Origin of the sequence: Burkholderia sp. ABCPW 11, from assembly GCF_001523445.1 — a bacterium.
Taxonomy (GTDB): Bacteria; Pseudomonadota; Gammaproteobacteria; order Burkholderiales; family Burkholderiaceae; genus Burkholderia.
In genome coordinates, this window is record NZ_LOVM01000008.1 from 197,383 (window position 1) to 219,875 (window position 22,493).

Consider the following 22,493-nt stretch of genomic DNA (forward strand, 5'->3'; position numbering starts at 1 on the left):
CGACCGGCAGGTCCGACACGTTGCCGAACGCTTTGCTTCAAGGCCGCCCCGAATGCTTTGCATTCCTTATTTAGTGTGCGACATGGCGAGATGTTCGGGTGCGTCGACCCATGCGCTGCCCCAAGCGCCGGACCTGAAACCGACGACTACGGCTGCAGCTTCATCCTGAAACCCACGACGCCGGGCTCCTCCGTCGTCGACACCGCAAACCCGCACGATTTCGCGAGCGAGATCATCGCCGAATTCTCGCGCAGCGCCTCGCCGACCATCCATGCGGTGCCGCGCGAGCGCGCGTAGTCGATGATGCGGGTCATCATCAGCCGGCCGAGCCCCTTGCCCTTTTGATCGGGCCGTACCGCGATCGCGAACTCCGCCGTCTCGTTGTCGGGATCGGCGACGGCACGCGCGACCGCGAGCGTGTGGTCGCGCCCCGACACATCGGTGAACGACACGATGAAAGCCATCTCACGGTCGTAGTCGATCTGCGTCATGCGCGCCACCTGCGAGTGATCGAAACTGCGCACCGCGCCGAAGAAACGCATCCGCAGATCTTCCGGCGTCATCGCACCGAGCAGCTCGTTGTGTGCGGCCTCGTCTTCCGGACGGATCGGACGGATCGTCACCGTCTCGCCACGCCATTCGAGCGTCTGCTCGAGGTGCCGCGGATACGGCATGATCGCGAGCCGGCTACGCCCCGAAGCCAGCGTGATGCGTGGCGCGACCACCCATGTGCGGTCGGACAGCACGCGCAGCGTGATCGACATCGCAACGACTTCGCGTACGTCGCACACGACCTGCGACAGCGCCGTCAGCGCGTCGAGCGTCGGCTCGACGGGCGTGCTGCGCGCATACGGCGAACGCTCCATCACCGCGCGGGCGAGCACCGTGTTCAGCGGCGGCAGGCCGTAGACGACGAGCGGCGCCGATACGCCGTCGGCCGGTGGCACGGCATAGCGAAACACCGGACCGAAGTTCGAATCGTCGTACATGTCGACCGTGATGTCGACGACGTTCTTGCCGGCCGGTTCGTTGGGCTGCTCGCCCTGCAGACCGAAACGGGACAGCCAGTGCAGCGCGGCTTCGCCGGCCAGCTCATGCTGACCGGCTTCCACCATGCGACGTGCGTCGGCCTGGGCAGACGCCACGCACTCGGCCGGCTGCGGCGGCGTACCCTCCGGCGTCTGCATCAGCAATTGGCGCCCGAGGTTGTAGTCGACCAGACGCGCATACGCGCGCGCGAGCCGCTGCGGCGTCGTGTGCACCGGAATGCCGTTCGCGTGCAGCGCATCGCGCGTCGCCGCGTCCACCGCGCCGAAGAAACACGCGAGGATGCCGCGATGCGCATGCTGCCGCGCGTCGATCAGCGTGCGCGCGACCGAATCGGCCGGCGCGCTGTGCGAAGTGGAATGAACGACGAACAGCGTGCCCGTCTGCGGAAACGGGGCGAGCGCCTTGATTGCCGCGGCAAAGTGCTCGGGGCGCGCGTCGTCGCCCAGCGTGAGCGGATTGCCGGGCGACGCGAGGTGCGGCAGCGCGGCCGCGACGGCCGACGTTGCCGCGGGCGACCAGGCGGCCAGCACGTCGCGCACTTCCGCAACCGCATCGACCGCGAGTTTCGCCACGCCCGCATCGCTCGTCACGAGCGTCGCCGCGCCCCGCGCGGTGACGCGGCCGACGCCGAGCGTCTCGATTTCGTCGAGCAGATCGTCGAGCGCATCGACGCGCACCATGCCCGCGCGCTGGAACGCCGCCGTATAGAGCGCATCGCCGAGATCGGCACGGCCGGTGCGCAACGCGAGCACCGGCTTGTTGCGTGCGGCCGCGCGCGCCGCCGACATGAACTTGCGCGCCGCGCGCACGGTATCGAGCTCGAGCAGGATCGCGCGCGTGCCGGGATCGCTCGCCAGATAGTCGAGGACGTCGCCCGCATCGACATCGGATTCGCTGCCGAGCGCGACGACATGCGAAAAGCCGAGGCCCCGTGCATCGGCCCAGCCAAGCACCGCGTTCGTCAGCGCATTCGATTGCGACACCCACGCGACGCCGCCCGATCGCGCCGTATAGGCAGGCGCGCCGAAATGCGCATGCCGCGCGGGCGACGACACGCCGAGACTGCCGGGCCCGACGATACGGAGCACGAACGGCTTCGCCGCCTTCAGCGTGCGATCGACCGCGGCGCGATCGGCCTCGGTGCGCGCCTCGCCGACGATCACCGCGACGCGCGTGCCGAGCTCGCCGAGCTTGCGCACGATGCCGGCCCAGGTCGCGGGCGGCGTGCAGATCACCGCAACCGACGGCGGCGTGGGCAGCCCGTCGACATCGGAGACGACCGCATGCCCGTCCAGCTCGCGATATTTAGGATTGACCGGCCACACGGGCCCCCGGAACGCGCCGTCGAGCACACGGGACCACACCATCGCGCCGATACTGCCGGCGCGCGACGACGCGCCGACGACCGCCACGGACTTGGGCTGGAACAACGCATCGAGATGGCGAACGGTCACATCGGCTCCCTGCGGTGACGAAAGACGACACGATCGGCATGCGGCCACGCAGGCCGTGCGCCGATCGACGCGAATCCCAAGCATAGGCGAAGCGCCCGCGACTGCCTATATGCCGAACGGCCGGCTATTCGACGGACGTCAATGCTCGCACCATGGACTGCAACCCACGCGGCCGGCGTCGCAGCACCTGTTCTTCCCGCGATGCACGTAACGCGGCACGACGCTGCAGCCGCTTCTCAAAGGTGAGGATTTACAGGAGCCAAGGTGAGTATCTTCGGGAATCGCACGACACACCGCGCCAGCATGCGAAAGGTGATGAAAATCCGCGTCAGGCATGCACCGCGAAAAGCGCGAATGGCAATGCGCATGCATTGCGCCATTACGCGGCTGTTTACGGGAATTCGCGGCAATATGCGGCCGGATCGCGGGGAATTCGCAAAACGGGATCCGTTGATTGCGCGGCGTTGCACTTCAATTCGCCCGGGAAAATCGCATGACGATTGCGCCAAAACAAAACGGTGCGAAGGCCGCATGGCCGTTCGCACCGTCGGTCGGCGCACGAAAGGTGAGGATTTTCGGGAGTCAGTCCTTGATCAGGAAACGTCCGCGATTCTTGCCCAGCCATGCGGGCGCCCGCCCGCGGCCGCTCCAGGTTTCGCCCGTCTTCGGGTTCAGGTACTTCGGCGGCAAGGGTCGCTTGGGCTTCGCGGCGATAGCGGCGGCAGCCGATTTTGCCGGAAGAAAACCGAGCTCTTCCGGCGTAATGTCGTATTCGTCGATTTTCGCGCGGATTTCCGCAATCGCGTCGGCAACCGCCTTTTCACGTTCCTTGTCGATTTTTTGCTGAAGCCGTTCGAGCTGCGCGCTCAGTTGCCTGTAGGTCGCCATATGGATGGGACTCCATGAGTGTTATTCGTGAAAAACAAGGGACTCAAAGCAAACAGAAAAGCGCGTCGCCCGATCGTGATCTCCTCAGCCGGTCATTTCGGGATCAATAACCGCTCTTCTTCTTGCATGCGAAGAGAAGATTTCGCACGGCGTCATCCGTCGATTGCTGGATCACGTCGAAATCTCCGTTGCACATGGCCCGGGCATTGTCGGTGCAATTACTCCAGTCGCTGCCGGTGCATTGCACCTGAGTGGTCGGACGCCCGTCCGAAGTGAACAGCGGAGCACTGCCGCCGCACCCGCCGAGCCCTGCAACCAGAGCCAACATCACGGCCGCCCGAGGCCACCGACAGACCGACGCAAGCATGTGTTTCATCGTTCTTCCCGTCAACCTTTTTTTGAATGTCGCGAGTATGCCATGGGCAGCCCTTCGGCCGTCAGTCCGGCGTGCGCTCGGGTTGCCCGCGCGCCTTGTACGGCAAGTGCTTGCGCGGATCCTCGGTGATGCGAACGAAAACCTGCTCGACGTCCGGAAGCGCCTCGAATTCGCGTTGCAGCGCCTGACGATCGAACGCCGTATCCGCGCATCCTTCGACGTAGATGAAACGTCGCTGTACGGTGATCCACAGGCTCGTGCCGCGCAGACGATCGGAGCCGGCGAAGTGCGCCTTCGCGGCATCGGCGATCGACGCGTCATACATATACGAGTTCGGCTTCGTGCAGCGATGGGCGAGCCAGCAGGTCGTGCCGCGTTCGGCGCGGTAGTGCGCATCGTCCGTCATCTCGGCGCGCGTCATCCACGGGCCGAGCGGCAACGGGCATTCGGCCACGTCCTGCGACAGCGCGACGAACGGATCGTTGTACCAGTTGCGCCGCGCCTCGGGCGCATCGGCGTCGCCAGCCTGCGCGAGTGCGGCGCTCGCGAGCAACATGGTCAGCCATCCTGCAATGCCGATCCGCTTCATCGCGATCTCCCGTGCGATGCGTTACGTCGAGCCGCTTCGGCGTCGCCGATCGGCCTACCGGTCGATACCGAGCGCCGCCAGTTTCTTGTACAGCGTCGCGCGGCCGATCCCGATACGCGCGGCCGCTTCGACGACCTTCCCGTCACAGGCCGCCAGCGCATCGGTCAGAAACCGGCGCTCCCACGCCGCCAGCGCATCGGCATACGAGGCGGCCGGCGCACCGGATGCCGTCGACGCATCGCCCGCGCGCTGCTCGGCCGGTGCCGCGGCAACCCGCTGCGCCGGCGCGGCGCCCTCCGGCGAGATGCGCACCGGCCCCAGAAACGGCGCGAGCGCACGCGCGTCGATCACCGAACGGTCCGACAGCATCAGCGCGCGTTCGAGCGTATTGCGCAACTCGCGCACGTTGCCGGGCCACGGATACGCGCACAGCATCCGCAACGCATCGTCGGTCAGCTCGCAGTGCGCGGCGCGCCCGTGCTGAGCCGCCAGTTCCTCGAGCGTCGCGTAGACGAGCGCCGCGATGTCGGATGCGCGCTCGCGCAACGGCGGCGCATGAATCGTCAGCACGTTCAGCCGGTAATAGAGATCCGCGCGAAACCGCCCGGCTGCCACGAGCGCCGGCAGGTCGGCCGACGTGGCGGCAATGATGCGCACGTCCGCGCGCACGATCCGGTTCGAGCCGACCGGCTCGAACTCCTTGTCCTGCAGCACGCGCAGCAGCTTGCCCTGCAACGGCAGCGGCATGTCGCCGATCTCGTCGAGAAACAGCGTGCCGCGATCGGCCAGCTCGAATTTTCCGACGCGCCCCTTGCGATCGGCACCGGTGTACGCGCCGGGCGCCGCGCCGAAGAATTCGGTTTCGAGCAGCGTGTCGGGAATCGCGGCGACGTTGACGGTCACGAGCGGCTGGAGTGCACGCGCCGACGCCGCGTGAATCGCGTGGGCGAGCAGCTCCTTGCCGGTGCCCGTCTCGCCGAGCAGCAGCACCGGCGAATCGACCTGCGCGGCGCGACGCGCCTGGCGCTTGGTCTCGAGGCTCGCGGCACTCGTGCCGACGAAGCTCGCAAACGTGTATTTCGCGCGGCGCGCCTGGGCGAGCGAGCGCTGCGTCGCAATCAGTTGCTGCTGAAGCTGCGCGTAGCGGGAAAAAATCGGCGTGAGCGTCTTCAACTGGTCGAACAGCGCGAAGCCGATTGCGCCAACCGTCTCGCCGGCCTCGTTCTTCAACGGCAGGCGCGTGACGACGAGCGGCTCGCGGCCCGTCTCCATGATGTCGAGCAGGATCGGCTGCCCGGTCGACACGACCTCGCGCATCAGGCTGTTCGGAATCACGGCCTCGCAGTCGAGGCCGACGGCCTGCTGCGGATCGGCGAACCCGAAGCGCGCGGCGTAACGCTCGTTCATCCACACCACGCGCGCGTTGCGATCGACCACCACCGTGCCCGCACTCGAATCCTCGAAGGTCCGGAACAGCGACTCGGCAGCGCGCCGCAGCACGTCGCCGTAGTTGACGGGCAGGCGGGCCCAGTCGTTCATCATCGTGTCTTCGTCTCCGTTTATCGTCGGCCGGATGTCTCCGGAACGAGACGGATTATCTCACTCCGGAGACACGCCGCAATGCGTTGTCCGGGAAAGCCCTGCACGATTTCGACGGTCGACCGGATGGCTAAAACGTCTCCGGATGGAGACGTTTTATGTAGAATCGTCAGACCTGCACCGGCGCGAGCCCGCCGGCCGCAAGCGGACCCATGTCCGGCGGCGCAATCCGGCCGATGGCACGAAACCTGCACGAACCTGAGCCGGTCCGCGGCGCACCGCGCGATCGAACAACAACCAAAGCCATTAGGAGACTCCCTTGTCTTTCGTGATCGTCCTCGCCGCGCTGGCGTTCCTGATGTTTGCCGCGTATCGCGGCTACAGCGTGATCCTGTTCGCGCCGATCGCCGCGCTCGGAGCGGTGCTGCTGACCGAACCCGCCGCCGTCGCACCGGTCTTCTCCGGCATCTTCATGGAGAAGATGGTCGGCTTCGTCAAACTGTATTTCCCGGTCTTCATGCTCGGCGCCGTGTTCGGCAAGGTGATCGAACTGTCCGGGTTCTCCGAGTCGATCGTCCATGCGGCGATCCGCTACATCGGCCGCTCGCGCGCGAATGCGGTGATCGTCGCGGTGTGCGCGCTGCTCACCTATGGCGGCGTATCGCTGTTCGTCGTGGTGTTCGCGGTCTATCCGTTCGCGGCCGAACTCTATCGTCAGAGCAACATCCCGAAACGGCTGATGCCCGGCGCGATTGCACTCGGCGCGTTCTCGTTCACGATGGATTCGCTGCCCGGCACGCCGCAGATCCAGAACATCATCCCGACCACGTTCTTCAAGACGACTGCCTGGGCCGCGCCCGCGCTCGGCACGATCGGCTCGCTGTTCATCATCGTCGTCGGCCTCGCGTATCTCGAATGGCGCCGCCGTTCGGCGATGGCGAAGGGCGAAGGCTACGGCACGTCGCTCGTCAACGAGCCGGAGCGCGTCGAGGCAACGGCGCTGCCGCATCCCGCGCTGGCGATCCTGCCGCTGATCCTCGTCGGCGTGTCGAACTTTGCATTCACGAAGCTGATCCCGCAGTGGTACGGCGCCGCGTCTTACACGGTCGCGCCGGAAGTGCTGCCGGGCGTGCACGCGCCGGTCACGACGTCGATCAAGACGGTCGTCGCGATCTGGTCGGTCGAGGCCGCGCTGCTGCTCGGGATCGTGCTGGTCGTGCTGACCGCATTCAAGCGCGTCAGCGATCGCTTCGCGGCCGGCTCGAAGGCCGCCGTCGCCGGCGCGCTGCTCGCCGCGATGAACACCGCGTCGGAATACGGCTTCGGCGGCGTGATCGCCGCGCTGCCGGGCTTCCTCGTCGTCAGCGATGCGCTGAAGAGCATCCCGAACCCGCTCGTCAACGCAGCCGTGTCGGTCAGCTCGCTCGCGGGTATCACTGGCTCCGCGTCCGGCGGCATGAGCATCGCGCTCGCCGCGATGTCGGACCTGTTCATCAAGGGCGCGCAGGCGGCCAACATCCCGATGGACGTGCTGCACCGGGTCGTCGCGATGGCGAGCGGCGGCATGGACACGCTGCCGCACAACGGCGCGGTCATCACGCTGCTCGCCGTCACGGGCCTCACGCACCGCGAGTCGTATCGCGACATCTTCGCGGTCACCGTCATCAAGACGCTCGCGGTATTCTTCGTGATCGCCGTGTACTACGCGACGGGGCTCGTGTAAGCCTTGGCATCGGGGCGGCGTTTCGTGCGCCGCCGTCTCGCCGTTCAGGATCGGACCGCATGCGCACCGGAACGGATTCCGGCAAGCGCATCCGGTCCGATTTTCATTTCCCTGCGCCAAATCGACACGCCGGCCGTCGCCCGGGCCATCGCCCGACCCCGCTCCCACCCATTGTTACCCGCAGCAAAACACTGCGTTGGGCGCGATCGCATTTTTCAGGCACCCGCCTCGGCCTACACTGGTTTCAACGCTCGCGGCGCTTCGACGAACGAAGCGCCGCGATTCACCGGAAATCGTGGAGGTCCCCATCATGAAACGCCTGATCCAAGCCATTGCCATCGCGCTGACCGTCTCGGCCCCGTTCGCCGCGCAGGCCCAGTCGAACCCGCCGCTCACGCGCGCGCAGGTCCACGCCGAAGTCAAGGCGCTCAAGCAGGCCGGCTTCCAGTCGAGCGACTGGTTCTATCCGGCCAGCATCGTATCCGCCGAAGCGAAGATCGCCCGTCAGCACGACGCCGGATACGGCAGCGATCGCGGCGCGTCGTCGGAGTCGGGCCGGTAATCGTCGGCCCGCCCGGCGATCCCTCCGTGCGCCGTTACGCCTTCACGGGCTGGATCAGCTTTGCGCACGCCGCCGCCTGCGGATCACCCGCCGGCAGCTTCCCGCACACGCCGTCGAACTGCTTCACGACCGACCTGACCGACGCATCGTGCGCGCCGCTGCCGCGCCAGCGGTTCAGTTGCGTGACGACCTTGGTCAGCGCGCGCAGGTTCGCGCCGTAGAACGCGTCCCGGGTCTTGTCGGCCTGCGCGAGCACACTGGCCGCAATCCCTTCGATGCGCGCCGAATCGTCCGGCGCCAGTTCGACCGCATTCGCAAAATAAGTCGCGCCCCAGCGCAGCTTCGTCGCCGGCCCGCTCGCCGCGTCGTACGCCTTGCGATACCAGTCGAGCGCGGCCGCCTTGTCGCCGCGCGCCTTCGCGTTCGCGGCCAGCCCCGACATGAAGTAGTACGGCGTGGACGAACGCGGCAGCTCGGCCTTCAGTAACGCATCCGATTCGTCGTACAGCCCTGCGTCGGTCAGCGTGTCCGCGCCTTCGCTGACGAGCGCCTGCCGCTCGTACGCGTTCGCCGCGCGCTGCACCGACGCGGCGATCTGTTTGCGCGCGGTGTCGGCGAGCGCCGGTGCGGCGGGCGGTGCGCCCTTGCGCGCGTCGCCGCGCGCGAGCAGCACGCGGCCGTGCAACGCCATCAGCCGATCGATCGACGACAGCGTGCCGTCGGTCGACAGGCGCGCCAGCGCCGTGTCGTACGCGCCGCGCAACTTCGTGCGCTGCGCGTCGTCGCCGCCGAGATACGCGACCACGCGCGCAGGCGCCGCGACCAGCACGTCCGAATCGGCCCGCGACAGCGCGGGATCGTGCAGCACCGTGCGCAGCGAATCGGCAAGCGCGGCCTTGTCGAGCGCACCGGCCTGCGCCGGGTCGTCCGACGCGGCGACCACCGCCGACTTCAGCGCGAAGCGCGCCGATTCGGCTTTCGCACCCGCCGCCCGGGCGCGTTGCGCAAGCGACTGCAGCGTCTCGGCGACGCGATCGGCCGGCACCGGCAACGCGCCGTCGGTATCCCACGAATAGTCGGCCAGCAGGCGCCATTCGTCCGGCGTCAGCGACGCGCCGTTCTTCAGCGCCGTCGCGAGCGTCTGCCGCACCGGATGCGCGGCCGTCATCCCGAGCGACAGCGCCTGCATGTAGCGGTCGAGATCGGCTTCGCCCGGCAGCCGCGTCACTTCGGTGCCGTCGGGGCGGAACAGGATCATCGTCGGATAGCCGTGCACCTTGAAACGCTCGCCGAGCTTCTGCGCGCTTTCGGTATCGCCGTCGAGATACACGGGCACGAAGAACGACGAACGTGCCTTGAATGCCTGCTGGCTGAAGATCGTCGACTTCACCTGGTTGCACGACGGACACCATGCCGCGCCCCAGTACAGCAGCAGCGGCTTGCCCTCGCGCTTCGCGAGCGCGAACGCGGCATCGACGTCGCCGTGTTGCCACGCGATGCCGGGCGGCAGATGCGCGCCGTCGGGCGCTGCGTTCGCCGCCGGGACGCCCGCGGGCGCGGCAGCGGCAAGCGCCGCAGCGGCGGCAGCGAACAGGCAGGCGGCGGTGAGATTGCGGAGAACGGTTTTCATCGAAGCGGGTTCCGTTGAAAAGGACGGTTTCAGGGGGATGCCGCGCGCGCAACGAGGGCCGCGATGCGATGGCGATGAGGCCGAACGCCATGCAGCGCCGCGCATGCATCGATACGGAAACACGAAGCCGGCCGCAGCGACCGGCAAATCGTTTGAAGATACGACAGGTATAGCCGAAGGAAAACGAACGAATTCTCGATTGAATATGACGCGCGGCGCCGCGGCCGCGTGCCGTCACGTCCGCGACGGCCGGCCCTTCATTGCCGCGTCCTGATGCGGGCCATGTGATACACGGACGCATGCACGCCGTCGCGCAACGCGTAATCCGGCGATTCGCCTTCGATGCGGAAACCGTGTTGCTCGTAGAGTGCGATCGCCGCTCGGTTGTCGGTAAACACGGTCAGCTCGAGACGCGTGATGTTCAGCCAGTTCTCCGCGAGATCGATCGCGGCCGCGAGCAGCCGGCCGCCGATGCCGCGCCCGTGATGGGCCGCGTCGACCATCATGCCGAGCGCCGCCGCGTGGCGCCGGCGGGGATTCGGCTCGGGATGCAGGCCGAGATGGCCGACCACCGTACCGTCGATTTCGGCAACGAGGCTCACGCTGTGCTCGCGCACGTCGTCGAGCCGCTTCCGCCATTTCTCGAGCGACGGAAATGGCTGCTGCAACGTATTCGTGTACACCGCGCGATGCGCGGCGATCTGCCGGATCGCGTCGACGTCGTGCGTCTCGCTGTGCCGGATCCTGATATCGGTCATGGGTGGGCCGGTTCCGAAAAGTCGCGCCGAACGCGCGGAGACTGCGCACGTGCACAGCAACGCATCGAGCTTAGCCGATTTCACGCATTTGAAACATGGGCGTCACACCGGCGCACGTCAGGTTGCATCCGCAACGAAACGCGCGTGTGCCGTCCTCGCAACATTCGGAAAACTCCGACCGGTCGCCCCTGCGACGATCGGTAATTTCTTACCATACTCGACCTCGCATTCGCGCTTGAACGAATCGTTGCACACACAACGTCACGCACGCGACACGCGATGTCATTTCTTCATCACGTCGACGTCATGTCGTGTCCCTAGACTGGGCGCCGCCTCAGCCCGGCCATGCGCCGGGACGGTGTGTGCCGGCACCTGCCCCGCGCATCACGATGCGTGCGGCGCACAGGATCGCGACGGCAAGGCCGCAGTATTCGCGCAACGTCGCGCGTCGGGCGCGATACGTGCACCGCCGCGACGCACGGCCGATGCCCCGAACACGCACGCATCGCGGATCGTCCCGGGGCGGGACCACGCGCGGGCACCGCCGGACGAACTCACGAACGCTCCCACCTTCACAGGATCCGAACGCCATGACGTCACGCCGCAAATTCCTTCAGCAGACCGCCGGCTCCAGCCTCGCCGCCGCCGCGCTGTCCGCGTTTCCGCCGAGCATTCGCCGCGCGCTCGCCATTCCCGCCTTCCATGAAACGGGGACCATCCAGGACGTCAAGCACGTCGTGCTGCTGATGATGGAGAACCGCGCGTTCGACAGCTACTTCGGCACGTTCAAGGGCGTGCGCGGCTATGGCGACCGCTTCGCGGTGCCGTCGCCGAACGGCCGCGACGTGTTCTATCAGACGTACACGAAGGCGGCGCCCGCCGCGACCGTGACGCCGTATCACCTCGACGCGCGCCAGGGCAACGCGCAGCGCGCGGGCGGCACGCCGCACACGTGGGCCGACGCGCAGGCCGCGTGGGATCACGGCCGGATGAACCGCTGGCCGGACGCGAAGACGCCGCTGTCGATGGGCTATTACGACGCGGCCGAAGTGCCGTTCCAGCGCGCGCTCGCCGATGCGTTCACGCTGTGCGACCACTACCACTGCGGGATGCACACGGGCACGATCGCGAACCGCCTGTTCTACTGGAGCGGCACCAACGGCCCGAACGGCATCAGCCCGGCCGACGGCAGCCGCGTGAAGATCGCCGCGCTGAACAACCAGTTCAACGGCGGCAACGACATCGGCCCGTCGAGCCAGGGCTGGACCTGGACGACCTATGCCGACCGGCTGCAAGGGGCGGGCGTGAGCTGGAAGGTCTACCAGAGCCTGATCGACAACTTCGGCTGCAACGAGATGATGAGCTTCCGCCACTGGCGCGCGGCGATCGAGCAGATGCCGGCCGCGCGCCGGCCCGCGTACGTCGCGTCGACCGATATCACGCAGCCGGTGACGGCGGCCGGCGCGTTCTACGACCCCGCGATCGACGATCCGCTGAGCCCGCTCGCGAAGGGCTTCGGCAACACGATGCCGTACGGCTTTCTCGAAACGTTCCGCGACGACATCCGCAACGGCAAGCTGCCGGAAGTGTCGTGGATCATCCCGCCGTCCGCGTACAGCGAGCACCCGGGGCCGTCGAGCCCCGCGCAGGGTGGCTGGTACGTGCAGGCCGTGCTCGACGCGCTGACGGCGAACCCGGAGGTCTGGAGCAAGACCGTGCTGCTGGTCAACTACGACGAGAACGACGGCTTCTTCGACCACATGCCGTCGCCGGCCGTGCCGTCGCGCAACGCCGACGGCACGCTCGCGGGCGGCCATACGCTGTCGGCCGCCGACGTCGCGGTCGAGTATCACGACTTCACGCCGGCCACGTCGAGCCAGCCGGCAACCGACGGCCGTCCGTACGGCCCGGGCCCGCGCGTGCCGATGTGGATCGTGTCGCCGTGGAGCCGCGGCGGCTGGGTCAACTCGCAGGTGTTCGACCACACGTCGACGCTGCGCTTCCTCGAGACGCGCTTCGGCGTCGCGGAGCCGCAGATCGGCGCGTACCGCCGCGCGGTGTGCGGCGACCTGACGAGCGCGTTCAATTTCCGCACGCCGAACAACGAGCCGCTGCCGACGCTCGCGGGCCGTACGACGAAAAGCCAGGTCGACGCGCTGAGCGCCGCGCAGCAAACCGCGCCGAAAATCGTGCCGCCCGCGACGCCCGCGCTGCCCGCGCAGGCGACCGGCGTGCGCCCGTCGCGCGCGTTGCCGTACGAACTGCACGGGAGCGCACGCACCGATGCCGGCGCCGGCACGGTCACGCTGAAGTTCGCGAACACCGGCCGCGCCGCCGCCGTGTTTCACGTCTATGACAAGCTGCACCTCGACCGGCTGCCGCGGCGCTACGTCGTCGAGCCCGGCAAGACGCTGCACGGCGACTGGGCCGCACGCGCCGACGATGGCGGTAAATATGATCTGTGGGTGCTCGGCCCGAACGGCTATCACCGCCGCTTCACCGGCGACCTGAGCCGCCTGGCCGGCGCGCGCGCACCGCATCCGGAAGTACGCGTCGGCTATGCGGGCGCGAGCGGCAACCTGCACCTGCGGCTGCGCAACGACGGCGGCGGCACGGTGCGCTTCACGGTGAAGTCGAACCAGGTCTACGGGCCGCTGTCGGGACACGGCGGAAACGACGACCACGGTCATGGCCGCGACGACGAAAACGGTAACGACCAGGGTCGGGGCAACGGCCATGGCGCCGGCACCACGTGGACCGTCACGGTGCACGCCGGCGACCAGTCCGAACTGCACTGGAAGCTCGACTCGACCGGCTACTGGTACGACTTCATCGTCACCGCCGACAGCGACGCGAGCTTCTCGCGCCGCCTGGCCGGCCGCGTGGAAACCGGCCGGCACTCGGTCAGCGACCCGGCGATGGGGCTCGCCGACCGCTTCTGACGCCGCCGCGGCGACGCGCGGCGCAGCGCGCGTCGCCGCCCGTGTCGGCACGGCCGAGAACGCCGCTCGGGCACCGGTTTCGGCCGGCGCCCGATCCGGTGCAGACGCCCGCCCGGCGCGGCTCAAACATCAGAAGGATCGGTGGTTCAGCCCTCATTTCACCGCCACGAAAATGCTCCGTGTTGCGGCCCGTTCGCGTTAAACTGCGTCAAGCCGTATTCAACAAAGACATCTTTGCCGCCAAGGCATCCACGACACGAGGATAGGTTCGATGCGCACTACCGGCTCATCCGGGGCAATGACCCTGCTCACCGAACACGACGCGGCCGATGGCCGCGAACTGCGCTCGCTCCGGCTCGAAGCGACCGGCGACGGCAAGAGCGTGCTGCTGATCGAGATCGACGAACGCAAGCCCGGCATCCACCGCGAAGTCCGCTACGAGATCACCCCGGCCGAACTGATCGCGGCGATCCGCTCGCACGGCGCCGAGCTGCCCGGCGAAAACCACGGCGCCGCATCGCTCGCCCGCACGCCCTCGTGATTCCGAACGGTGAGCCGCGCGCAATGCGTCGGCTCACCCACATCCCCCTGCCGCCGTCAGGCGCTTTGCATCATTCCCGCCGCTGCGTTGAAAAAGGCCGATAATCGGCCCATCTGCATTTCCCGCCACGCGTTTCCTTTTCGGCCAGCCGTCATGCTCCTACGTGACCTCGTCGCCCAGTACGGGCCGCTTCTCGTGTTCGCCAACGTGCTCGCGGCGGCCATCGGCCTGCCGGTGCCCGCGATGCCGACGCTCGTGCTGTTCGGCGCGATGTCGGCGATGCATCCGGCGATGATCGGCTCGCAGCTCGTGACGGTCGTGGTGCTGTCGGTGCTCGGCGCGCTGATCGGCGACACGGTCTGGTACGTCGCCGGGCGGCGGTACGGCGGCACGACGCTGAAGACGATCTGTCGGCTGTCGCTGTCGCGCGATACCTGCGTGAAAAAGACCGAACGCTTCTTCGGCCGCTACGGCGTGCGCGTGCTCGCGGTCGCGCGCTTCATTCCCGGATTGTCGCTGGTGTCGGTGCCGATGGCCGGTGCGCTCGGCACGCGCTATCGCACGTTCGCCGGCTACGACGCGCTCGGCGCCGCACTGTGGACGATCGTCGGGCTGGTAGCCGGCCTCGTGTTCTACCGGCAGATCGACTGGCTGTTCGCCGGCGCGAGCCGTCTCGGCCGTGCGGTGCTGCTCGTCATCGTCGCACTGCTCGCCATCTATGCGGCCGTGCGGTGGATGCGCCGCCGCGCGCTGATCCGCCAGCTCGCAAACGCGCGGATCGGCGTCGACGAGCTCGACGTGCTGCTGCGCGACACCGCCGCCCCGGTGGTGCTCGACGTCCGCTCGCCCGAGCACCGCAAGCTCGACCCGTTCGCGATTCCCGGTGCGCAGTTCGCCGACGAGCGCCAGATCGCCGACATCGTCGCGCGCTATCCGCTCACGCAGAAGTTCGTCGTGTATTGCTCGTGCCCGAACGAGGTGACGGCCGCGCTGATGGCGAAGCGTCTGCTCGATGCAGGCTTCACCGATGCGCTCGCGCTGCGCGGCGGTCTCGACGCATGGCGCGATACGGGCCGCCAGCTCACGTCGCTCGTGGAAGAAACGCCCGCCGGGAGCGATCCTGTCGCGGGATGGCACAAGCCGGCCTGATCGCACCGATCGCAGGCCGGCCGTGCGAGAGTGGGGGCCTTGCGCCCCCTTCCGTCAAAACGCGTGCAGCGGCAGGTTCACGACCAGACGGTACTCGGTGTTCGACGCGTCCGAGTAGTGTGCCGAGCCGTTGTGCCACATCGCGATGAACGTGACCTTCGTGTTCTTCAGCTTGCCGCTCTGGAACGTGTACGACGGGATGAAGCCGAACTCGTGGTGACGGCCCTGCACCGGCGCACCGTTGCTCCAGTAGATGCTCGACTTGCTCGGGTCGTTCGCCGCGCCCGCGCTGCCGTCCGCACCCCAGCCCGTCACGCCCCACACCATCGCCTTGAAGCCCGGCAGGCCCGCTTCCTTGCCGTAGAACGTGTAACGCAACTGCAGCGATTTCTCGTGCGGGGCGTTGTAGTCGACGTCCATCGAGTTGGTCAGGAAGATGCCGTTCGTTTCGTTCAGGTAGTCGAAGAACTGGTCGCCGAGCACTTGCTGGAAGCCCAGCAGCAGCTCGTGCGGGCCATGCTGCGCGGCCAGCGACAGGCTGTACGCGTTGTTGTTGATCTTGCCCTGCAGCGCATCGCCCGTGTCGTGCGTCGAATAGACGTTGCCGAAGCCGGTCCACTTGATCGTCTGCGGGCTGCCGATGCTGTGCTTCACCGACGCGTAGTACTGGTGCCACACGTCGTCGGCCTGGTTCGCGTACAGCGCGACTTCGCCGTTCGGCGAGTAGTCCCACGTGCCGCCGACATAGGTCAGGCGATTGATGCGCGTGCCGCCGTATTGCGTCGTCAGGTTGGTGAGCGTCGTATGGCCGCGCGCGTCGGTCTTCGTGAAGCTGCCGGCCTCGAGCATCACGTTCTTGAATTCGTTGCTGACGAGCGTCGCGCCGAGGAACGTCGGCGGCAGCGCACGGTTGTCGTGCTGCTCCATGAACGGATTGTCGACGGCCTGCAGACCGTACTTGACCACCGTGTTCGAAATGCGCGCCTTGACGTCGTAGATGCCCGGGTAGGCCCACGCGAGCTGGTTGCCGCCGCCGCCGCCCTTCGCGATGTGCACCATGCTGCCGGCGCCCTGACCGCCGTCGAGCTTCAGCGCTGCATACAACGACGCATCGAAGCCGATCCCGATCAGGCCGGTCGTATAGCCCGACTCGAAGTTCGCCATCGCGCCCTGGATCCACGCATGGCGATGCGGCCCGCCCTTGGCGTCGAGCACGTCCGCATAGTTGCGGAACAGGAAGTCGAGATGGCTGTCGGCAATGAAGCCGTTCGATTTCGACTGCGCCGACGGCTCGTCGGGCGGCGTGACGGCCTGGGTCGCCTCGGCGTTGACAACGGCGTTCGGAGTCGTTGCCTGCGCAACGGTCGCGCCGGTACCGGCAGCGGGCGCGGCCTGCGCGACCGTCAGCGGCGCGCTCGCCGCGTCGTCGGCGTGCGCGACGCCCGTCAGCGAAACGCCTGCGAGCGCCGGCAGTCCCCATGCGAGCAACATCTTCGATGCCGTCCCGATCGTCTTCTGCTTTTTCATCGTAATAATTCTCGTCTTGTGTTGATATCGTCCACACCGGTTGCGATCCGCTCCCGGCCCCCCGGCGAGCCCGGCTAAGGGCGCGCCTGTACCCGCGGCGCGAAGATCGTTCGCGCCGCACCTACCCCTGTTGACCTGCCTTGGTTATGTTTGCTGCGTCACTTCACATCACACCGCGCCCGCGCGGATGCACGCGACGCGCGCCGCCGATCCCTGCCGCACTTCCGGCAGCGGCACGTCCTGCGCGCACGCGTCGATCGCGACCGGGCAGCGCGTGCGAAACGCGCAGCCGGACGGCGGGTTGAGCGGCGAGGGCATCTCGCCCGCCAGCAGCATCGGACGGCGAGCACGCTCGCGCGCCGGCTCCGGCGTCGGCGCCGCATCGAGCAGCGCCTTCGTGTACGGGTGTTGCGGCACGCCGTACACGTCATGCCGCGTGCCGAACTCCATCACGCGGCCGAGATACATCACGAGCACGCGCTGGCTGATGGCCTTCACCACCGCCAGGTCGTGCGCGACGAACAGATAGGACAACGACAGTTCGCGCTGCAGATCGCGCAGCAGGTTCACGATCTGCGCCTGGATCGACACGTCGAGCGCCGAGACGGGTTCGTCGCAGATCACGAGCTGCGGCTCGCCGATCAGCGCGCGCGCAATGCCGACGCGCTGGCACTGCCCGCCGGAAAATTCATGCGGATAACGCAGCAGGTGATGCGCGTTCAGGCCGACGCGTTCGAGCATCGCGATCACGCGGCGGCGCACTTCGGTGCGGCCGAGGCCAGGCTGGTGCGTGACGAGCGGCTCCGCGACGACCTGCTCGATCGTCATGCGCGGGTCGAGCGACGCGAGCGGATCCTGGAAGATCATCTGCACTTCGCGCCGCATCGCGGTGCCGCGCAGGTGATCGGGCGCCATGGTCTGGCCGCGCCATTTCACGGTGCCGGCCGTCATCGGCACGAGGCCGATTAACGCGCGCGCGAGCGTCGATTTCCCGCAGCCCGATTCGCCGACGAGCCCGACCGTCTCGCCGCGCCTGACGTCGAACGACACGCCGTCGACCGCGCGCAGCGTGCCCTTCGGCGACCACGGATAGCCGCCGAGCGGCACGCGAAAATGCACCTTCAGATTCTCGACGGACAGCAGCGTGTCGTCCGTCGCGCCGGCTGGGCGGCGTTCATCGACGCTCATCGCAGACCTCCCGTCAGATCGGCCACCGGGCGGTGGCACGCGCGCACCGCGCCCATGGCGCCATAGGTTTCGAGCGCCGGGCGCGCGGCGGCGCAGCGTTCTTCCGCATACGTGCAGCGCTTCGCGAACGCACAGCCGGCCGGCGCGGCGCCGGGCATCGGCGGGTTGCCGGGAATCGCGACGAGCGGTGCATCGTCCGCGTCGGTCAGGCGCGGCAGCGCGTTGAGCAGCCCGATCGTGTACGGATGCGACGGCGCCGCGAAGATCGATTCGGCCGGCGCGTATTCGACGGTGCGGCCCGCGTACATGACCATCACGTCGTCGGCGAGGCCGGCGACCACGCCCATGTCGTGCGTGATCAGCACGATCGCGGTGCCGCGCTCGCGGTTCAGCTCGCGCAGCAGGTCGATGATCTGCGCCTGCACGGTCACGTCGAGCGCGGTGGTCGGCTCGTCCGCGATCAGGATTTCCGGTTCGGACAAGAGCGCCATCGCGATCATCACGCGCTGCCGCATGCCGCCCGAGAACTCGTGCGGATACATGCGGATGCGGCGCGCCGCATCGGGAATGCGCACCGATTCGAGCGCCTCGATCGCGCGCTTGATCGCTGCCTTGCGCGACAGCTTGCGATGCAGCTGCAGCGTCTCCGTCATCTGCCGCTCGATCGTCAGGAACGGGTTGAGCGACGTCATCGGATCCTGGAAGATCATCGCGATCCGGTCGCCGCGCACCGCGTTCAGCGCGCGCGTATCCATGTCGAGCAGGTTGTCGCCGCGGTAGCGTGCGGTGCCGGTCGTCGTGCCGTTGCCGGCCAGGAGGCCGAGCAGCGCCATCACGGTCTGGCTCTTGCCCGAGCCCGATTCGCCGACGATGCCGAGCGTCTTGCCGGCTTCGAGCGAGAACGACACGCCATTCACGGCGTCGATCGGCGGCGCGTCCTTGCGCGTGAAGCGCACGCCGAGGTTGTCGACTTCGAGTAGTGCAGTCATCTCAGCGATCCTTCGGGTCGAGCGCGTCACGCAGGCCGTCGCCGACGAAGTTCACGCAGTAGAGCGTCACGCACAGCATGACGGCCGGGGCCAGCAGCAGCCACGGCATCGATTCCAGTTTCTGCGCGCCGTCCTGGATCAGCACGCCCCAGCTCGTCATCGGTTCCTGCACGCCAAGGCCGAGGAACGACAGCACCGATTCGGTCAGCACGATATTGGGCACCGAGACCGTCGCGTACACGACGACCACGCCGAGCAGGTTCGGCACGACGTGACGCAGCACGATCGACGCCGGCGACACGCCGATCGCGCGCGCCGCATCGACGAACTCGCGGTTGCGCAGCGACAGCGTCTGGCCACGCACGACGCGCGCCATGTCGATCCACGAGAACGCGCTGATGGTCAGCACGACCAGCATGAACGAGCGGCCGAACAGGGTCATCATCAGGATCGCGATCAGCAGGTATGGGATCGCGTACATCATGTCGACGATGCGCATCATCACGGAGTCGACGCGGCCGCCCGCGAAGCCCGCGGTCGCGCCCCACGCGACGCCGAACAGGCCCGACACGAGCGTGCCGAGCAGGCCGACCTCGATCGATACGCGGCCGCCAATCAGCGTGCGCACCAGCAGGTCGCGGCCGAGCTCGTCGGTGCCGAACCAGTGCTGGTTCGCCCAGGTCGGCGGCAGGCTGATCGAGGCCCAGTCGCTCGCGGCGGGATCGGCTGCGAGCAGCCACGGGCCGACGAAACAGGCGAGCGCGATCAACGCGAGCAGCACGAGGCTGAACACGGCCGCGCGGTTGTGAAGGAAGCGCGCGAACGCGAGCTCGAGCGGCGAGCGCGAACGCGGCGGCGAATCGGTCTGCACGGGCAGGCCGACGACGGGAGTGGTCGGAGTCATCGCTGTGCCTCGCTCAATAACGGATGCGCGGATCGAGCCACGCGTACGCGAGGTCGACCAGCAGGTTGAACAGCACCGCGAAAACGGTCGTCAGCACGACGAGGCCGAGCACCAGCGTGTAGTCGCGGTTGATGGCGCCGTTCACGACGAGCTGCCCGAGGCCCGGCAGTGCGAACACCGATTCGGTGACGACGGCCGCCGTGATCGACGTGATGCAGACCGTGCCGAACAGCGACACGACCGGCATCAGCGCGGGCTTGAGCGCGTGGCGCAGTACGATCGTCGAGCCCGGCAGGCCCTTCGCGCGCGCGGTGCGGATGTAGTTGCTCGACAGCGTCTCGATCATCGAGCCGCGCATCACGCGCGCGAGCAGCGACACGTTGATGAAGGTGAGCAGCACGATCGGCAGCAGCCGGTACTGCCAGCCACCGTCGCCCCAGCCGCCCGCCGGCAGCCAGCCGTTGCCGGCCGACGTCTTCAGCAGGATCGCGAAGATCCACACCAGCACCGGGCCGAGCACGAACGGCGGCACGACGTTGCCGAAGTTGCCGATCAGCATCACGAAGCGATCGATCACGCTGTCGCGGCGCACGGCCGCGACGGTGCCGAGCAGCACGCCGACCACGATCGAGATCGGGATCGACACGCCGCCCACGCCGAGGCTCACGGGCAGCGCCTTCTTCACGAGATCGTTCACCGACCAGTCGACGTAGCGGAACGACGGGCCGAGATCGCCGTGCAGCAGCGAGCCGAGATACAGCAGGTACTGCTTCCACAGCGGCTCGTCGAGGTGATACTTCGCGTTCAGGTTCGCGAGCGTCGCGGCGGACAGCTGCTTCTCCGTATCGAACGGGCCGCCGGGCGTGAAATGCAGCAGCAGGTAGCAGACGGTGATGACCGCGAGGATCGTCGGCACCGCCCACAACGTGCGCCTCAATGCGTAGGCCAGCATGATCGCTCCGCTCAGTGCTTGATCAGGTACATGTCCTGCGAAGCACGCATGTCGATCACGTTCTTCAGCGAATAGCCGCCCACGTAGGGCTTCACGAGACGGTCGGCCGAATACTGGAACAGCGGCACCATCGGCGTGTCGTTCATCGCCATGTCGTGCGCCTGCGTGAGCAGCGCGGCGCGCGCCTTGTCGTCGAGCTTCTGGTTGCCTTCGTCGACGAGCGCGTCCATCTGCTTGTTGCAATAGCCGACGGTGTTCTGCGAGCTGCCGCAGCGGATCAGGTCGAAGAAGGTCATCGCGTCGTTGTAGTCGGCGAACCAGCCGTCGCGCGCGATCTGCACCTTGCCGTCGTGCCGCTGCTTCATCAGCACCTTGAACTCGACGTTCTCGAGCTTCGTGGTGATGCCGAGCTTCGTGCGCCATTCCGATGCGGTGAACAGCGCGACCTTCTTGTGCAGGTCGTTGGTGTTGTACGTGAGCGTGAACGACAGCGGCTTCGCGTCCGAATAGCCGGCCTGCTTCAGCAGGTCCTTCGCGGTCGCGATGCGCTTGGCCATCGGCCACGACGCCCATTCCGGCGTAAACGGCTGCACGCCCTTCGTGCCGTTCGGCATCAGCCCGTACATCGGCTTCTCGCCGGCCTGCGTGAGCTTCGACGTGAGCACGTCGCGATCGATCACCATCGACAGCGCCTGGCGCACGCGCTTGTCCTTCAGCGCCGCGTCGCTGTTGTTCAGGTAGTAGTAGTAGGTCGCGAGCTGCAGGCCCGGGCGCAGTTCGCCGCCGAACTGCTTGCTCACCTGCTGGAAGATGCCCGACGGAATCGAGTAGCTGTAGTCGATCTGGCCGGCCTGGTACATGCGCATCGCGGTTTCGTCGCTTTCGATCGGCAGATACGTGACCTTGTTGATCACGACCTTCGACGCGTTCCAGTACTTCGCGTCCTTCGTCGCCACGATGCGGTTGTTCGGCTGCCAGTCGACGAGCTGGTACGCGCCGTTGCTGACGATGTTGCCCGGGCGCGTCCATGCGTCGCCGAATTTCGCGACCACGTCCTTGTTCACCGGCGCGAGCGGCGCCATCGCGGTCAATTCGGGGAAGAACGCGACCGGCACGTCGGTCGTCACCTCGAGCGTGTACGGATCGACGGCGCGCACGCCGAGCGTCGACGGCGCGGCCTTGCCGGCGATGATGTCCTTCGAATTCTTGATGAACTCGACGAGGATCGTGTATTTCGAGCCCGTCTTCGGATCGACGAGGCGCTGCCACGAATAGACGAAATCGGCGGCCGTCACCGGCTGCCCGTTGCTCCACTTCGCGTCGTGGCGAAGCTTGAAGATCCACGTCTGCGGCGTCTTGCGTTCCCACGACAGCGCGACGCCCGGCACGATCTGGCCGGCCGCATCGATGCGCGCGAGCCCTTCGAACAGGTCGAGGCCGATCGTGTTGCCGGTCCACGATTCGATGTGCGCCGGGTCGAGCGACTCGACTTCGGCCGGCACCTGGCGCGTCAGGTCCTGTTGGGGGGCGAGCGCGACGTTCGACGGAACGGTTACGGCGTGGGCGACGGGCGTCAGGGCGAGCGCGGCCAGCACGGCCGACATGGCATGCAAGGATTTCATCGTGGCAGTCTTGAGAAGGTTGTTCGGTGAGCGTCGCGCGGCGGATGCCGCGGATTACGCGTGAGACGCTGACGGGTGCAGCGATCGAGGAGGCCCGTGGTTCTCGTATT

At 67.4% G+C, this 22,493-nt stretch carries 18 protein-coding genes; 5 read left to right on the forward strand and 13 right to left on the reverse strand.

Going from position 1 to position 22,493, the window contains the following annotated elements:
- Positions 1–146: 146 nt before the first annotated feature.
- From WS61_RS04975 to WS61_RS04995, 5 genes are all read right to left on the reverse strand, one after another.
- Positions 147–2,504 (reverse strand): GNAT family N-acetyltransferase, encoded by a 2,358-nt coding sequence (locus WS61_RS04975; RefSeq protein ID WP_059499510.1) that lies wholly within the window; start codon positions 2,502–2,504, stop codon positions 147–149.
- A gap of 582 nt (positions 2,505–3,086) precedes the next feature.
- Entirely contained in the window at positions 3,087–3,392 is a 306-nt protein-coding gene (locus WS61_RS04980; RefSeq protein WP_059499511.1) for an H-NS family nucleoid-associated regulatory protein, read from the reverse strand.
- Positions 3,393–3,495: 103 nt separating this feature from the next.
- The gene (locus WS61_RS04985; protein WP_082741903.1) at positions 3,496–3,768 is read right to left on the reverse strand and encodes a hypothetical protein; all 273 of its coding nucleotides are present in this window, start codon (positions 3,766–3,768) and stop codon (positions 3,496–3,498) included.
- Positions 3,769–3,829: 61 nt separating this feature from the next.
- Positions 3,830–4,357, reverse strand: coding sequence for a BON domain-containing protein (locus WS61_RS04990; protein ID WP_059499512.1), 528 nt, complete (start codon positions 4,355–4,357; stop codon positions 3,830–3,832).
- A 54-nt stretch (positions 4,358–4,411) separates the two neighbouring features.
- Positions 4,412–5,899, reverse strand: coding sequence for a sigma-54-dependent Fis family transcriptional regulator (locus WS61_RS04995; RefSeq protein ID WP_059499513.1), 1,488 nt, complete (start codon positions 5,897–5,899; stop codon positions 4,412–4,414).
- Positions 5,900–6,215: 316 nt separating this feature from the next.
- Between WS61_RS04995 and WS61_RS05000 the strand changes: the two genes are divergently transcribed.
- Complete coding sequence (locus tag WS61_RS05000) at positions 6,216–7,619, forward strand: GntP family permease (protein ID WP_059499514.1); 1,404 nt, start codon at positions 6,216–6,218, stop codon at positions 7,617–7,619.
- Positions 7,620–7,929: 310 nt separating this feature from the next.
- Positions 7,930–8,181 carry a DUF4148 domain-containing protein gene (locus WS61_RS05005; protein ID WP_059499515.1) on the forward strand — a complete coding sequence of 84 codons (252 nt, stop codon included), beginning with the start codon at positions 7,930–7,932 and terminating at the stop codon, positions 8,179–8,181.
- A 34-nt stretch (positions 8,182–8,215) separates the two neighbouring features.
- On the opposite strand, the gene WS61_RS05010 is transcribed toward WS61_RS05005, so the two are convergent.
- A complete protein-coding gene (locus tag WS61_RS05010; protein WP_059499516.1) occupies positions 8,216–9,811 on the reverse strand; it encodes a thioredoxin family protein in 1,596 nt (531 codons plus the stop codon).
- Between the two features lie 257 nt (positions 9,812–10,068).
- On the reverse strand, positions 10,069–10,569 hold the full coding sequence (locus tag WS61_RS05015; protein WP_059499517.1) for a GNAT family N-acetyltransferase: 501 nt from the start codon (positions 10,567–10,569) through the stop codon (positions 10,069–10,071).
- A gap of 590 nt (positions 10,570–11,159) precedes the next feature.
- On the opposite strand from WS61_RS05015, the gene WS61_RS05020 reads away from it, so the two are divergent.
- The 3 genes from WS61_RS05020 to WS61_RS05030 all read left to right on the forward strand — a co-directional run bounded on the left by WS61_RS05020 (position 11,160) and on the right by WS61_RS05030 (position 15,201).
- On the forward strand, positions 11,160–13,511 hold the full coding sequence (locus WS61_RS05020; protein WP_059499518.1) for a phosphocholine-specific phospholipase C: 2,352 nt from the start codon (positions 11,160–11,162) through the stop codon (positions 13,509–13,511).
- A 271-nt stretch (positions 13,512–13,782) separates the two neighbouring features.
- Positions 13,783–14,052, forward strand: coding sequence for a hypothetical protein (locus tag WS61_RS05025; protein ID WP_006480304.1), 270 nt, complete (start codon positions 13,783–13,785; stop codon positions 14,050–14,052).
- Positions 14,053–14,205: 153 nt separating this feature from the next.
- Complete coding sequence (locus WS61_RS05030) at positions 14,206–15,201, forward strand: DedA family protein/thiosulfate sulfurtransferase GlpE (protein WP_059499519.1); 996 nt, start codon at positions 14,206–14,208, stop codon at positions 15,199–15,201.
- A gap of 54 nt (positions 15,202–15,255) precedes the next feature.
- On the opposite strand, the gene WS61_RS05035 is transcribed toward WS61_RS05030, so the two are convergent.
- From WS61_RS05035 to WS61_RS05060, 6 genes are all read right to left on the reverse strand, one after another.
- Positions 15,256–16,728: an OprD family outer membrane porin gene (locus WS61_RS05035; protein WP_059499520.1), complete on the reverse strand. Its 1,473-nt coding sequence runs from the start codon at positions 16,726–16,728 to the stop codon at positions 15,256–15,258.
- Between the two features lie 168 nt (positions 16,729–16,896).
- Positions 16,897–17,916 (reverse strand): ABC transporter ATP-binding protein, encoded by a 1,020-nt coding sequence (locus tag WS61_RS05040; RefSeq protein ID WP_059499521.1) that lies wholly within the window; start codon positions 17,914–17,916, stop codon positions 16,897–16,899.
- Positions 17,913–18,905, reverse strand: a complete 993-nt coding sequence (locus WS61_RS05045) for an ABC transporter ATP-binding protein (protein ID WP_059499522.1) — start codon at positions 18,903–18,905, stop codon at positions 17,913–17,915. The genes WS61_RS05040 and WS61_RS05045 overlap by 4 nt, the downstream gene beginning before the upstream one ends.
- A 1-nt stretch (position 18,906) precedes the next feature.
- Positions 18,907–19,809 (reverse strand): ABC transporter permease, encoded by a 903-nt coding sequence (locus WS61_RS05050; protein ID WP_059499523.1) that lies wholly within the window; start codon positions 19,807–19,809, stop codon positions 18,907–18,909.
- A 13-nt stretch (positions 19,810–19,822) separates the two neighbouring features.
- Positions 19,823–20,761 carry an ABC transporter permease subunit gene (locus WS61_RS05055; protein WP_027781695.1) on the reverse strand — a complete coding sequence of 313 codons (939 nt, stop codon included), beginning with the start codon at positions 20,759–20,761 and terminating at the stop codon, positions 19,823–19,825.
- An 11-nt stretch (positions 20,762–20,772) separates the two neighbouring features.
- Positions 20,773–22,383: a peptide ABC transporter substrate-binding protein gene (locus WS61_RS05060; protein WP_059499524.1), complete on the reverse strand. Its 1,611-nt coding sequence runs from the start codon at positions 22,381–22,383 to the stop codon at positions 20,773–20,775.
- Positions 22,384–22,493: the final 110 nt, after the last annotated feature.

Excerpts from the sequence above, each read along its gene's own strand:
- WS61_RS04980 (WP_059499511.1), bottom strand. The coding sequence starts at position 3,392 with ATGGCGACCTACAGGCAACTGAGCGCGCAGCTCGAACGGCTTCAGCAA.
- WS61_RS04985 (WP_082741903.1), bottom strand. The coding sequence starts at position 3,768 with ATGAAACACATGCTTGCGTCGGTCTGTCGGTGGCCTCGGGCGGCCGTG.
- WS61_RS04990 (WP_059499512.1), bottom strand. The coding sequence starts at position 4,357 with ATGAAGCGGATCGGCATTGCAGGATGGCTGACCATGTTGCTCGCGAGC.
- WS61_RS04995 (WP_059499513.1), bottom strand. The coding sequence starts at position 5,899 with ATGATGAACGACTGGGCCCGCCTGCCCGTCAACTACGGCGACGTGCTG.
- WS61_RS05005 (WP_059499515.1), top strand. The coding sequence starts at position 7,930 with ATGAAACGCCTGATCCAAGCCATTGCCATCGCGCTGACCGTCTCGGCC.
- WS61_RS05010 (WP_059499516.1), bottom strand. The coding sequence starts at position 9,811 with ATGAAAACCGTTCTCCGCAATCTCACCGCCGCCTGCCTGTTCGCTGCC.
- WS61_RS05015 (WP_059499517.1), bottom strand. The coding sequence starts at position 10,569 with ATGACCGATATCAGGATCCGGCACAGCGAGACGCACGACGTCGACGCG.
- WS61_RS05020 (WP_059499518.1), top strand. The coding sequence starts at position 11,160 with ATGACGTCACGCCGCAAATTCCTTCAGCAGACCGCCGGCTCCAGCCTC.
- WS61_RS05025 (WP_006480304.1), top strand. The coding sequence starts at position 13,783 with ATGCGCACTACCGGCTCATCCGGGGCAATGACCCTGCTCACCGAACAC.
- WS61_RS05030 (WP_059499519.1), top strand. The coding sequence starts at position 14,206 with ATGCTCCTACGTGACCTCGTCGCCCAGTACGGGCCGCTTCTCGTGTTC.
- WS61_RS05035 (WP_059499520.1), bottom strand. The coding sequence starts at position 16,728 with ATGAAAAAGCAGAAGACGATCGGGACGGCATCGAAGATGTTGCTCGCA.
- WS61_RS05040 (WP_059499521.1), bottom strand. The coding sequence starts at position 17,916 with ATGAGCGTCGATGAACGCCGCCCAGCCGGCGCGACGGACGACACGCTG.
- WS61_RS05045 (WP_059499522.1), bottom strand. The coding sequence starts at position 18,905 with ATGACTGCACTACTCGAAGTCGACAACCTCGGCGTGCGCTTCACGCGC.
- WS61_RS05050 (WP_059499523.1), bottom strand. The coding sequence starts at position 19,809 with ATGACTCCGACCACTCCCGTCGTCGGCCTGCCCGTGCAGACCGATTCG.
- WS61_RS05055 (WP_027781695.1), bottom strand. The coding sequence starts at position 20,761 with ATGCTGGCCTACGCATTGAGGCGCACGTTGTGGGCGGTGCCGACGATC.
- WS61_RS05060 (WP_059499524.1), bottom strand. The coding sequence starts at position 22,383 with ATGAAATCCTTGCATGCCATGTCGGCCGTGCTGGCCGCGCTCGCCCTG.